Source organism: Aquimarina sp. MMG016, assembly GCF_018100805.1.
GTDB lineage: Bacteria > Bacteroidota > Bacteroidia > Flavobacteriales > Flavobacteriaceae > Aquimarina.
On sequence record NZ_JAGJEA010000009.1, the window covers coordinates 1 to 12,871 of the forward strand.

Genomic DNA, 12,871 nt, shown 5'->3' on the forward strand with positions numbered 1-12,871 from the left:
TTAAAAAAACAAAACCCCTAACTTCTCAATGAACTTGCAAAAAGAATCCCCCTTTTTGCGGGTGCAAACATACATGAAATTATAGGAACCGTGATATCTTTTTTAGATTTTTTTTCAAGAAAAAAGAAACGTCTTGATTTTTAAAAAGATAGAAAACGAAGATACTAAAAATTAATCAAATCAAAGATGGTTTTTTTGTTGTTTTTAACTTATAAACTATACTTCTTACCGAAAACTTGTTTTTTAATTGTATTAGGGATGGTAGTGACATCCTTTTACCTATCTCAATATTATTAAAAATATTATATTATAGGAGACAGTTATAATTATTATAAACTATCATCAATATTCATTGGTAAAAGATATAGCGGACAGCCCGACCGAGTTAGCGAGGGAATACCCAAATTACTTTTTTACTGAAGTTGTTTTTGCAGTATCTGACCACTTATTTCTTAAATCATAAAAACTAAAATCCAGAGCTGTTTTCTGTTCCTCGAGAATATTAGACTGAAAACTGCGCTGTAGTATATCTTCTATCCAGTAATCTTCCTCTACATTAATGGGATCATATTTTTCCTTTAATGATATATCAAAAAGTTTAGCTGTACTATTATACCAAAATGCTTTCCAACCACTCCTGTATTCTTTAATCAACTCGAACATAGTTTTACCAGTTTGTCGATTAATGAGTTTTACCAATATCTGACCTTCTGTACGCGTCATCTTTTTTAGTTCTGCCGTGAACTCTTCCTCCATATATTTCTGGAGTATTTTTATATATTTCTTTTTTCCTCTTTTGGAATCAATATTTTCTAACCTTTCCCTCAGCGTGATCAATCGATCGGCTGCTAATTTAGCATAAGGATATACTTTCCTGGTTTTACGTCTTAGGATGAGATACTTTCTTCGAGCAAGTTTATCTTTGAACTTTAATCTCCCTAAAATAACAACCTCATCAAGATCTATTGCCTCATGAGGAATCGTATCTCCCTCTATAATATAATATTGTACATAACGTGTACTATCTACTTTTGACGTATCTATCTTTTGCTCCCCCTTCTGAGCATAAACAAAAGATGTAAACATCAATAATAATATGTATGATAATGGTCTAAACATGATAGATTAAAGCTCCTCTAAAATTGTTCCAAAATTAAGAATTAACCTATTGTAAACTGTAAAATGAATGTGAATATTATTATTTTCGCATAAAACGACATATAACATGGCAAAAAAAAGCATTCTAAATAAAAAGTCTCTGACTTTTCTCGAAAAATATTTGAATAACCCTGCTCCCACAGGATATGAGTGGGAAGGTCAAAAAATATGGATGAGCTATTTAAAACCTTATGTTGATGACTTTATTACTGACACATACGGTACAGCTGTGGGTGTTATTAATCCTAAAGCTAAATATAAGGTTGTTATAGAAGGGCATGCAGATGAGATTTCGTGGTATGTTAACTACATTACTGATAATGGTCTAATCTATGTAATAAGAAATGGAGGAAGTGATCATCAGATTGCTACTTCAAAGCGGGTTAATATACATACTAAGAAAGGAATTGTAAAAGGTGTTTTTGGATGGCCAGCTATTCATACACGAAATAAAGCTAAAGAAGAAGCTCCAAAATTAGATAACATATGTATTGATGTTGGATGCTCCACTAAAGAAGAAGTCCTTAAACTTGGAGTACACGTAGGATGTGTAATCACATATCCTGATGAGTTTTTTATTCTGAATAAAGACAAGTTTGTTTGTAGAGCTCTTGATAACCGAATGGGAGGTTTTATGATTGCTGAAGTTGCTCGTTTACTTAAAGAAAATAAAAAGAAGCTTCCTTTTGGGTTGTATATTACCAACTCTGTACAGGAAGAAATAGGATTAAGGGGTGCCGAAATGATTACACATACCATCAAACCTAATGTAGCAATTGTGACTGATGTTTGCCATGATACCACTACACCAATGATCGAAAAGAAAACTCAGGGTGAAACTAAAATTGGTGACGGTCCAGTGATCTCATATGCTCCCGCAGTACAAAATAGACTTAGAGAATTACTTATTGATACTGCTGAAGATAAAAAGATACCTTTTCAGCGTATGGCATCTAGCAGAATGACTGGTACAGATACAGACGCCTTTGCTTATAGTAATGGCGGTGTAGCTTCTGCCTTGATTTCTTTACCTCTGCGATATATGCATACTACTGTCGAAATGGTACACAGAAACGATGTAGAAAATGTAATCAAATTAATTTATGAAAGTCTTCTAAATATTAAATCTGGAGAAACTTTTAGTTACTTTGGAAAGTAATCTATAAAACAAAATGATATGAATCCTGCCTTTTGGGCGGGATTTTTTATTTTTAGATTATGGCAGACGAACTTATAGATATTTTAGATAAATCAGGGAAATTAACAGGAGAGGTTAGATTAAAATCTGAAGCTCATCGATTAGGGTTATATCATGCCAGTGTACACATCTGGTTTTATAACAAGGAAGGAAAGATATTATTCCAAAAAAGGGCTGATGATAAAGATACTTTTCCAGGTTTTTGGGATGTGTCTGTCGCTGGACATATTAGTGCAGGAGAATCTCCTGAAGGTTCAGCAATTCGTGAAATTGAAGAAGAAATAGGTGTGTCAGTAACCCAAGAAGATCTTGAATTCATCGGAGTTTATTTAGCCGAAAAAACTCCTAAACCCAATCTTTTTGACAATGAGTTTCATCACATTTATACAGCAGAGCTAAAAGTCCCCTTGGAGAAACTTACACTTCAGGAGGAAGAAGTAGCTGATATTAAATTGATTTCAGTTTCTGAATTAAAGAACAGGGTAGAAAATGCTATTCCTAAAGAATATGTTCCTCACGATACTGAATATTTCGAGCTCATTCTTAAAGAAATCACAAATCGACTGGCATAATACCCCTATCACAACTAACTATTGTAACTTCAAATCTCAGAGCTTAATTATAGTAATTTTGTATTAAAACATAATAATCAATAAACAAAAACTATGGTTAATTCTAATAAAAAAACAATAGAAGCACTAAATATATTATTATCAGATTATCATCTATATTATCAAAAACTTAGAAATTTTCATTGGAATATTACCGGGCCGCATTTTTTTGAGTTACACTTAAAATTTGAAGAGCTTTATGAAGATGCTAAGTTAAAAATTGACGAAATTGCAGAAAGAATATTGACTCTTAGAGGAAAACCTATAAGCAATTTCAGTTCATACATAAATACTTCGAATATTGAAGAGTCTGACACTAACTTAGTTGATCACGAAATGGTTTCTGCAGTTCTTAAAGATCACGAAATGTTGTTAGATCAACTTAGAAAAGTAACAGAAAAAGCTGATGACGCTAAAGATGATGGTACTTTGGATATTACTGGTACATATATTGGTGAGTTAGAAAAAACAAGTTGGATGCTAAATGCCTGGAATCAAAGAAACTAAAATATCAAAAATTGCTTTCCTCATTTTTTTGGTAACTACTACTATTAGTTGTCAAAAAAATGAGGACACTAATTTAATTAAAATCAATTCTCTCCCCCACTCTATTCGAGAAGTGTCTGGAATTACCATGTTGCCAGACAATCACATATATGCTATAAATGATTCTGGGAATGATAATACACTGTTTAGGCTAAATAAAAAAGGTGAAATCATAAACAAATTAACCGTTCCAAAAGCTAAAAATGTAGATTGGGAAGATTTGGCATATGATCAGGAAAACAATATATATATTGGTGATTTTGGCAATAACGGTAATGATAGAAAGAATTTAAGAATCTATAAGGTTTCTGGTATCTTGTCTGACAGTATCGTGGTAACAAAAATTAAATTCTCTTTTGAAGATCAGAAGAAGTTTCCTCCTAAGAAAAAGAATTTCAATTTTGATGTAGAAGCTTTCATTTACCTAAAAGGAAATTTATATCTATTTACTAAAAACAGAGGATCTATAGCTGATGCGACTACTAAGCTTTATAAAATTCCGGCTACTCAAGGTAAACATACTGCAAAATTGATTGGATCTTTTAAAACTTGTGATGACAAATCAGATTGTCTTATTACAGCAGCTGCAATTAATTCATACGCAGATAAAATTGCACTATTGACTCACAACAAGGTTTTTTTACTCAGTAATTTTAAAAAAGATAATCTTTTTGGTGGTGATATTAAAAAGATAAAACTACATCATTACTCTCAAAAAGAAGGAATCTGTTTCAAAAATGATTCAATTCTTTACATAACGGATGAAGGTACTAAACATAAAAAAGCTGGCTTATACGAATACTCCCTAAACTAATCTTTTGTTTTATACCAATCTTCATCTAAGATGGCATACTCATAATTATCAGACCAACCAGATTTAAGAGGTAATACTTTTCGTTTATTCCCTTCTCTTATCATCCCTACTTTTTCAAGTACCCTTATTGAACCTAAATTATTCACAGCACACCCAGCTTCAATACGATGTAAATTCAATTCTTCAAAACCAAAATTTAATATTCCCATTAAAGCTTCTGTTGCATAACCTTTTCCCCAAAATTCTGGATTAATTTTATACCACACAGTAGCTATCTTATACTTTGAGTTACCAATACGGATTGCAATAAGGCCTATAAAACTAGAATCCTTCTCTATAGCATAAACATATTCTCTTCGAAGACGAATTGACTCTAACCATTCATCAACAACAAACTCTGTAACCTGAATATTAGTAGGAATACCTAATGCATTATACTTATCTACTTCCGGGATAGAATGCAATTCATGAATTTTTTTTAAATCCTCTTCTTTAATTACACGAAGCTGTAATCGATCTGTATATAACATCAAGTTTTTCAATTTAAAATTTAAAACAAACTAAAAAGTTATCAACCAAAACCACACTTAAACTTAAAAATAAGCTCTTAATCGATAAAAAACACATAATCAAATTATTAAGATATAATTTTTGTAATCTAAATCTTACTTATTAACATTTTGATAGCATCTTATCACCAATATCACAATTATAACTATTTATTATTCATTAAATTAGATTTGTTATTCAATTGAATACCCTCAAAATAACCCCCAAAAAAAATTATAATGAAATTAGCCTCAAAACACTTTCTGTTAATTGCATTTCTATTATCTTCTTTTGCTTTTTACGGTCAAGAACAAGTTTATACTTCTAACTCCAAAAACACAACTATATTGGTTCACAAGCATTCTCAAAACCTTAAAAAAGATTTAAATAAAAACACTTTACTTTTAAAAGAAGAAATAAAAGAAAATATTTCATATAAAGGTAAAAAGAAAGAGCTTTCATTAAAAGCCAAAAAAAAATCCGAATTATCTTTAAAGACTACTGAAGTTTCTGTTCCCAGAACTACAATAGACTTTTTTTAAAACCCTTCTTTACACATATATTTTTATTGCTTTCTATCAAAAAGTTCCTGGTATCCAGAGCATCACGGTACGTGGAACTTTTTCTTTTAGAAGCTCATTCCTAAACCAAAAGTAAATCGAACACCATCATCACTATTGAATAACCCTAATTGCCCTGAGACGGAATCCACAGCATTTACCCAAAAACCTCCTCCTATTGAATCGTTCCATCGATCAGAATCGTCATCATCATACCATACTCTACCAATATCATAACCACCAAAGATTCCTAATTGTAACGGTAACAGACCTGTTTTAAATTTATTAAAACTATACCGGAGATCTCCACTAAATGCTAAAGCACTCTCACCAACAAATCTCTCCTCACGATATCCTCTTAATCCATTGGTTCCACCTAAACTGGCTCCTTGATAAAATTCAAAATTATCTCCAATATTGACTTCTGCTATTACATCTGTTTTTAATACCAACTTTCCATTTCTGGTAATCGCATTATAAAAACCAAGTTTAGAATTGATATATCCATAAGTTCTATCCGTATCCTCCACATTCATTGTGGCTCCAGTTTGTATATTAAATAACATCCCTCTCGTTGGATTAGCAGGATTATCATAACTCTCGAACTTATATTGAACATTAAGACTTGTAAAGTATTTTCTATCAAAAAAATCGGGATCTACATTTACCAACTGAAGTCCGGAAGTAATAAATCTTCCTGGTGTATCTTGGACTTCGATTCCTTCAAACAAGGCATTGACAGATAACTCGCTTCCATAGAAGTTCTTCTTAGCTAATCCCAATCCAAAAGACCATATTCCAGTTTTTACACGATTAAAATCTAAACCAAGTGCATCATCCAAATTCAAAGTATTGTTTCCTAATCCGAAAAAGTTTTGTGCAAAATTCTCACTTGTATACAAAGCGTTAACAAGGATGTTCCAATTTCCTATCGCATTCATAAATTCTCCTGCATATGACAACTCATATCCTTCAGTAGCAAAATAGTATGCTCCTCTAAACCTATGCTTGCTATGATATGGATCATTTTTAAATCCTTTAGTAGTAAAAACATCTGTAACATTAATATTCAAACCATCATCAGGATTGAAGCCAATAAAAGGGGTTATAACATTCGTCTTCTCGATGAATTTATTATAATCATATATATTATAATTATAGATATTACTAAAAATAAATTTTGCCCCTCCTTTTTTATGTATTGTATTCGGTTTTGACTTATGGTCATAAACTTTGATTTTTCGCCCATTTTCTATGGTATACTCATCATTATTTTGTCCCCCAACAATTCGTATTTTAATTGGATTACTACCTTTTCCTTTTATTATAAATTTATCATCATCATCTAATCCATAAATCCATATTTCTTTGGTTTCTTTAGCATCAAAAACTCTTTCGTAATAAGGATCTTTTACTTTCTCGTTTTTAATTCTTGAAACTTTTACGCTTGTTTTATTATCTCTTCTTACAATTTCAAAAAAATCATCTTTATCCGTTCCTTTTATAATTACATGGTTAGAAAGATAGTCATAATAGCTATCTGCAATATCAACTATATCATCTCTTCTGGTTTTTAGGTAGCTTTTTATTTTTTCTGAAGTTTCATCCAAAGTTTCCTTTGGAAGATGGTTAAACGCATTTTCAATAGCATCATCAGATAGATTTTCTTTAATATAATTTGCTTGTTGCAACCATTCTTCTCTTCCAGAACTCTGTGTTAATGCTTTGTCTAAACGTGTCCCAGATTGATTAATCCATCGTGTTTTCTTAAGTTCATCATCGTACACCTGAAATTTACGAGCTAGTGGAGCAACAAATTTTACGATACCAAGAATGACACCATCGTAATTACAAAATACCTGATCACGATCCCTAGGAATTGGTCTATATGTTTTCTTTTGTTCTGTATCAAAACGTGCCCATCGCCACTGATCAGGATGACGATCCCAATCACCAAGGATCATATCAAAAAGCCTGGCTCTTATATAACTCTCTTCATCTATTTGATAGTCCTCATCTTTCCTGATTTTGCGCAGGAGATCATCTGTACTTTCTACATCATCAGGTTTACCAAAAGAAGTTAAATCATTATATTCTTTACTCGGGCGCTCTTCTAAGAAATATATTTCATCTCCAAAGGTTTCATTATACTCCCCCAAGGCAGGATGTTTGGGAATATAATATAGTTTAGGGTTTGCATGGTAAACCCCTATTGCATCTGCTAATGGGCCTACTGCCAAAAATGCATAAGGATAACTAGAGGTATAAAAATCAGACAATACATCTTCAGTAAAGGTATCATCAAAGCTATCTTCTAGATAAGTAAATTTAAAAGCTCCTTTTTGTAAAAATTGAGTTACACTCTTTCGCATTGCTCTTAAACTATATTGCTTTCCGTCCTTATCAATAAGCCGTAGAGATCGCGTAACCTGTCCTCCTCCTTGTCTATCTATTGTGAAACCGCCCATTAGTGTATCCAAAGTTGCTACTGGGACTTTTATGTTTTTTCCATAAATGTTACGATAGTGATCTCCCCAAAGCCATTTATGAAATTTTGATTTTTCAACCTCTTCCTTTTCATAAATAGAAGCAGAAACTTCATTATCAAAAGAATTAGAGAGATTACTATAATCCAATATTTTTTTATTTTGATGAACTTTGGTTTGATATACCAACTTAGGGTTACCTTTTTCACTTCCATAAAAACGCACATTGGATGAACCATCTTTATAAACATCTAAAACTGCAAATCCCTGACCCGGATAAGAGAACAACCCATCTTTACCTAAGGAGGCTGCTGAAACCTTAGACCCTGAACCTGATACAATTTGTTTTAAACCATCATTATCCAAATATTGTAACGAATGTTCATGACCTGACACAAAGACTACCTTATCTAAACTTCTCGTCATAGTAGTCAACCTTCTCATTAATCTATTATAATGTGTGTTAGAAAGGTCTTGTGAAGTAACACCCCCTTGAGAACGAATTTGAGTCGCTATGGATCCTAAAATCGGTAACGGAATCTTCTTTTTTGAAGGGAAAATATGTTTATCAAAACTAAATTTCCCACCATGAGGACCATTGGTAAACATTGGATGGTGTACCGCAATTATAATGGTCTTCTTACTATGCTTCTTTAATTCTCCTTCTATTTCAAGAAAGAATTTTTCTCGGGTCTTAATTTCACAATCATCATTTATAGTAGGGTTTTTATTCCAGTTAGCAAGATACCATTGCGTATCTAAAACCAATAAATGTATCTTATCACTAACTTTTACACTTTCCAGAGGGCATCCTTTAGCGGGTAAAAAAGCTTCTTTATCTTCAAGTTTTTTATTTACATATTTTTCTTCCCTTTTTAATCCTTGTACTCCATCATTATACCAGTCATGGTTTCCGGGAATAAAAATAACATCCCCATCAAAATCCTTTACGGATTCTACTTGCGCATTTATCCTATGCTCTGACAGGGATCGCTCAGGAGCTTCTTTTTTAGGCATTCCTTTCGGGTAAATATTATCTCCTAAAAAAAGTACATAATCATTTTTTGAAGATACCGTATCTAATACTTTTTTTAGTACCGTTAAACCATCGGTAGTCTCATCCTTACTAGCATAACCAGCATCGCCAACCAAATAAAACGTTTTTTCTATTTCACCCTTGGGTAATGTTTGTGCAAAATTTTCGACTTTATATCTAGGAGAGTATGTTGCACAAGAACTCAATAGTAGGACAGTGCAAATAGTTAGAATCTTATTATATTTATTCATTGTTTGGAATACAGTCTCTTATTTTTTAGTTAATTTGAGTCTTGAAAAATCATAAATATGTCTTCTTTACTAGAAAAAACTGACAGTTTTGTTTCGGAACTTTTTGAAAAAGAACTTCCTAACACCTGTATTTATCATAATTACGATCATACAAAAAGAGTATTTAAAAGTACAAAAGAAATTATTGATAACATCAAAATCTCTGATGAAGATAAAGAAGTATTATTATTAACCGCGTTATTACACGATACCGGTTATTCTAGAAGCTCAGAAAATCATGAGGAACATAGTGTAGCTATTGCAAAAGATTTTTTATCAGATCAGAAGGTTTCTCAAGAGGTTATAGATAAAGTTTCTAAACAAATTTTAGCCACCAAAATGGAACATACTCCTACTGATCTTATGGAAGAGATTATTAGGGATGCGGATGCATCACATTTTGCGAAAGATTATTATGGTGAGACTAGTGAGTTACTAAGACGCGAGTTTAAACTTAATGATGTAAAAAAAATGAATACTGCTGATTGGCTAAAGGCAAACATTGATTTATTTCAAAATAAGCATCGTTTTTATACCGACTATGCAAAAGAGAATTGGGAACCTAAAAAAGAAGATAATTTAGCTAAAATGCTAGAAGAACAATCTAAGTTGAAGAAGCAAAGAAAAAAGGAAAAAGAAAAGCTAAAACAAATGTATAAGGAGGAAAGCCCTGAAAAAGGTATCCAAACTTTATTTAGAGTTACATTAAGAAACCATCTAAAACTTAGTGATATTGCAGACACTAAAGCCAATATCTTACTTTCGGTTAATGCAATAATCATCTCATTAGCACTTTCTAATCTTATTCCTAAGTTAGATAACCCTTCGAATCAATACTTGATATATCCTACCTTAATATTCGTGACCTTCTGTATTGCCTCTATTATTTTATCTGTATTGGCTACTCGTCCTAATATTACCAGTGGTGAATTTACACATAAAGAAGTTGAGGAGAAAAAAGTAAACTTACTTTTCTTTGGGAACTTTCATAAAATGCCTCTTAATGATTATAAATCTGCTATGAAAGACCTTATGAATGATAAAGATTATATCTATGACACCATGATAAAAGACCTATATTTTCTTGGAAAAGTATTACATAAAAAGTACAAGATTTTACGTATAACTTACACTGTATTTATGATAGGGATTATTACTTCTGCAATTAGTTTTTTAGTAGCTTTTAATACGTTACAATAGTTGCTAATTAATTTCTTTCATTAAATCTTCATACGTATAATACTCTTTATCTTCTTCTCCTTTATGATATAAGATGTTTACCCTTATAGCTCTAAGACCTGTAACTCCCTGGAGATCTTCTATATCAACAATTTCAATTTCTTCTTCTAAGTATTTCTTAGATTGTAAAAAGTTTATGTACTTAACGTATTCTCTTTCATCAGAACTTTGAGAATATACAATTACCAGCTTCCCTTTTTCAGTAATTCGTTGATCCGTTCCTTTGATTTTTGATTTATCTACTCTCTTTTTAACAACCTCATATCTGGCATTATAGGTTCCATCTACATCAAAACGTTTCTCATCCATTCTAAATCTCACGGATAAAGATGAATTAAACACTAACACCATAGATGCAACATCTAGTTCTACAGGAAGATCTTTCTTCATCAAGTAATATGCATTTTCCATCTCACACATTACCTGTAACTGCCACAATCGTAGGTTATATAGGTATATTTTATTAAAACTATCTTGTTTAGTAATGGATTCTCCAATATACATATTATGCTCTACTCCATCAGATTTAAAACGTTCGAAATAGTGGGGGTACATCCCTTGGGCTTCATCCTGTTTCTGATCCAATAATGCAGCCATCTTTTTATTGATAAGCATAACAGAATCATCATATGCTTTGCGATGCTTATAAACTGTTTTAATATTGCTATCCAGCATTTCCTCATATCGATTGATGAGCACATCTAATTCATCATTTTTTTTCTGTAGATGTCTAAAAAGCGGAGTGATTTCTTTTTTAATGAAACTAATAATCTTTTGTTCACTATCTACTTGCAATCGCTCATTGATAACATTAATAAAATTATCAGTTCTATATTTTAACTGTTCATATATAGGCAAAGGTTCTGTTTCCAGTAGTTTATCAATTATATCTGCAATACCTTTAAGCTGTAGAACTAAATCTTTTTTTACCGCCTCATTACGTGCATCAGAAGACCCTTTTATATCTATTTGTCCATATAAAGGATATACATTTTCAAAAACCACTTCTCTAAATGAAACTGGGTTTTCATCTACCATAGCACGCATAAAACGTTTAGCCTCTTGCCTAAATTTCCATTGAACACTTGGATGTATAGAAGTACATTCCTGTTGAATAATTAATTCTAGTTCATTTTCCGCTTTAGCCTTAGATCTAAGAACAGAATCCACCAAGTATGGCATAACATCTTGGAGCTTATTAGCATTAATAGTATTTAATTCATGAACATTCGGTGATACAATTTCCAGAACTCCTAACATTTTACCTTCACTAACAATGGGAGCTATTATTGCGCTATTGATACCTTGAGCAATAAGGTTTTTGTACATCTTTTCATCCGGAGTAGATTTTTGATATCTCTTTACATCAGAAATTGCAAAATATGTTGATTCCTCAAAAAGATAATAGTAGGTACCTTTGCAAAGTGCAGCTTCGCAACTATCAGAAAATTGATCAAAAAGAATATAACTATCTATATCCTTAAAAGGTACTCTCTCGAACACCTTATCTTCTTCATTATAATTAGAAAAACCTACTTTAATTTCTCTCAGATTAAATATAGCTCTAAAAATATCTTGAAAGCTATCTACAAAATCTCCTTGTTTTTTATCATATCTAAGCAGACTAGTCTTAAAATCCGATAATGAAACATCTGTGGTAACATCAAAAAGATTAGCAATCACTACACCTTTAAATATCCAACTGTTCGGAGGAAATTTTTCTTTCCAAATTTCTACATTGTCAAAATTATCCAACAATTCAGCAACGTCTTCATCTGTAATATCCCTAGCTTTATCAGTCTTTTCTATTTCAATAAAATCTCCATTGTACAAAATTCTATAATGCCTTGTAATACCATTTGCATCAGGAATATCATAAAAAAATGGTCTTCTAAAATCAATAGTATATCCATAGTACTGGTTAAGAATAATACTACATCCCATTATAAAATAATGATCTTCATCTAAGTTTTTGATTTGTGGTTCAAAATCTACACCAGCATTTTTAACTATATTCTTATAGCGTTGTGAAGATTGTAATACTGTATTATTAAATGGTATCGTCGCAATTTTTATTTCATTTTGCTGTAAAATTTGAGCAAAAGAATCTTCTAATACCAGATGAATTTGTGGTAATAATTCCTTAACTCTTTCTTCTGTCTTAATACCATCTTCAAGTTCAGGATATGTTTTTGCGATTTTTAAAATCTTATTGGCACGATCTCTTAATAGTTCATTATCACTTTTCTGAAATTTTCTGTAATGATCAAAAAACTTAGAAAAGCTTATCCATATATCAAGTGGAAAATCCTGCTCTAACACCTCCATATCAGCTTATTTATCGTGGTTATAACAAAAATACTACAAAAGCTATGCATTGCGTA

The 12,871-nt window shown here is 31.6% G+C and carries 10 protein-coding genes; 6 read left to right on the top strand and 4 right to left on the bottom strand.

Translation table 11 applies throughout. The annotated features are described in order from the left end of the window. Positions 1 to 405: 405 nt before the first annotated feature. Complete coding sequence (locus J8M14_RS16115; RefSeq protein WP_247672674.1) at positions 406 to 1,086, bottom strand: DUF4294 domain-containing protein; 681 nt, start codon at positions 1,084 to 1,086, stop codon at positions 406 to 408. A gap of 139 nt (positions 1,087 to 1,225) precedes the next feature. On the opposite strand from J8M14_RS16115, the gene J8M14_RS16120 reads away from it, so the two are divergent. The 4 genes from J8M14_RS16120 (at position 1,226) to J8M14_RS16135 (ending at position 4,327) form a co-directional block, all read left to right on the top strand. Continuing rightward, a complete protein-coding gene (locus J8M14_RS16120; RefSeq protein WP_211075842.1) occupies positions 1,226 to 2,317 on the top strand; it encodes a M42 family metallopeptidase in 1,092 nt (363 codons plus the stop codon). Positions 2,318 to 2,376: 59 nt separating this feature from the next. Continuing rightward, a complete protein-coding gene (locus tag J8M14_RS16125; protein WP_211075843.1) occupies positions 2,377 to 2,928 on the top strand; it encodes an NUDIX domain-containing protein in 552 nt (183 codons plus the stop codon). Between the two features lie 93 nt (positions 2,929 to 3,021). Continuing rightward, positions 3,022 to 3,474, top strand: coding sequence for a DNA starvation/stationary phase protection protein (locus J8M14_RS16130; protein WP_211075844.1), 453 nt, complete (start codon positions 3,022 to 3,024; stop codon positions 3,472 to 3,474). Beyond that, positions 3,452 to 4,327 (top strand): hypothetical protein, encoded by an 876-nt coding sequence (locus tag J8M14_RS16135; RefSeq protein WP_211075845.1) that lies wholly within the window; start codon positions 3,452 to 3,454, stop codon positions 4,325 to 4,327. Before J8M14_RS16130 ends, J8M14_RS16135 begins: the two co-directional genes overlap by 23 nt. Here J8M14_RS16135 and J8M14_RS16140 read toward each other — a convergent pair. Further along, positions 4,324 to 4,857, bottom strand: coding sequence for a GNAT family N-acetyltransferase (locus J8M14_RS16140; protein WP_211075846.1), 534 nt, complete (start codon positions 4,855 to 4,857; stop codon positions 4,324 to 4,326). The genes J8M14_RS16135 and J8M14_RS16140 overlap by 4 nt on opposite strands. A gap of 258 nt (positions 4,858 to 5,115) precedes the next feature. On the opposite strand from J8M14_RS16140, the gene J8M14_RS16145 reads away from it, so the two are divergent. Then, a complete protein-coding gene (locus J8M14_RS16145; protein WP_211075847.1) occupies positions 5,116 to 5,418 on the top strand; it encodes a hypothetical protein in 303 nt (100 codons plus the stop codon). A gap of 86 nt (positions 5,419 to 5,504) precedes the next feature. Here the strand turns inward: J8M14_RS16145 and J8M14_RS16150 are convergent, their stop codons facing one another. Beyond that, positions 5,505 to 9,209, bottom strand: a complete 3,705-nt coding sequence (locus J8M14_RS16150; RefSeq protein ID WP_211075848.1) for a metallophosphoesterase — start codon at positions 9,207 to 9,209, stop codon at positions 5,505 to 5,507. Positions 9,210 to 9,266: 57 nt separating this feature from the next. On the opposite strand from J8M14_RS16150, the gene J8M14_RS16155 reads away from it, so the two are divergent. After that, positions 9,267 to 10,448: a Pycsar system effector family protein gene (locus tag J8M14_RS16155; RefSeq protein WP_211075849.1), complete on the top strand. Its 1,182-nt coding sequence runs from the start codon at positions 9,267 to 9,269 to the stop codon at positions 10,446 to 10,448. Between the two features lie 3 nt (positions 10,449 to 10,451). Here J8M14_RS16155 and J8M14_RS16160 read toward each other — a convergent pair whose 3' ends face one another. After that, positions 10,452 to 12,815: a GAF domain-containing protein gene (locus tag J8M14_RS16160; protein WP_211075850.1), complete on the bottom strand. Its 2,364-nt coding sequence runs from the start codon at positions 12,813 to 12,815 to the stop codon at positions 10,452 to 10,454. Positions 12,816 to 12,871: the final 56 nt, after the last annotated feature.

What these genes read in the sequence shown, in the direction of transcription:
- J8M14_RS16115 (WP_247672674.1), bottom strand. Translation starts at nt 1,086, where the DNA reads ATGTTTACATCTTTTGTTTATGCTCAGAAGGGGGAGCAAAAGATAGAT.
- J8M14_RS16120 (WP_211075842.1), top strand. Translation starts at nt 1,226, where the DNA reads ATGGCAAAAAAAAGCATTCTAAATAAAAAGTCTCTGACTTTTCTCGAA.
- J8M14_RS16125 (WP_211075843.1), top strand. Translation starts at nt 2,377, where the DNA reads ATGGCAGACGAACTTATAGATATTTTAGATAAATCAGGGAAATTAACA.
- J8M14_RS16130 (WP_211075844.1), top strand. Translation starts at nt 3,022, where the DNA reads ATGGTTAATTCTAATAAAAAAACAATAGAAGCACTAAATATATTATTA.
- J8M14_RS16135 (WP_211075845.1), top strand. Translation starts at nt 3,452, where the DNA reads ATGCCTGGAATCAAAGAAACTAAAATATCAAAAATTGCTTTCCTCATT.
- J8M14_RS16140 (WP_211075846.1), bottom strand. Translation starts at nt 4,857, where the DNA reads ATGTTATATACAGATCGATTACAGCTTCGTGTAATTAAAGAAGAGGAT.
- J8M14_RS16145 (WP_211075847.1), top strand. Translation starts at nt 5,116, where the DNA reads ATGAAATTAGCCTCAAAACACTTTCTGTTAATTGCATTTCTATTATCT.
- J8M14_RS16150 (WP_211075848.1), bottom strand. Translation starts at nt 9,209, where the DNA reads ATGAATAAATATAATAAGATTCTAACTATTTGCACTGTCCTACTATTG.
- J8M14_RS16155 (WP_211075849.1), top strand. Translation starts at nt 9,267, where the DNA reads ATGTCTTCTTTACTAGAAAAAACTGACAGTTTTGTTTCGGAACTTTTT.
- J8M14_RS16160 (WP_211075850.1), bottom strand. Translation starts at nt 12,815, where the DNA reads ATGGAGGTGTTAGAGCAGGATTTTCCACTTGATATATGGATAAGCTTT.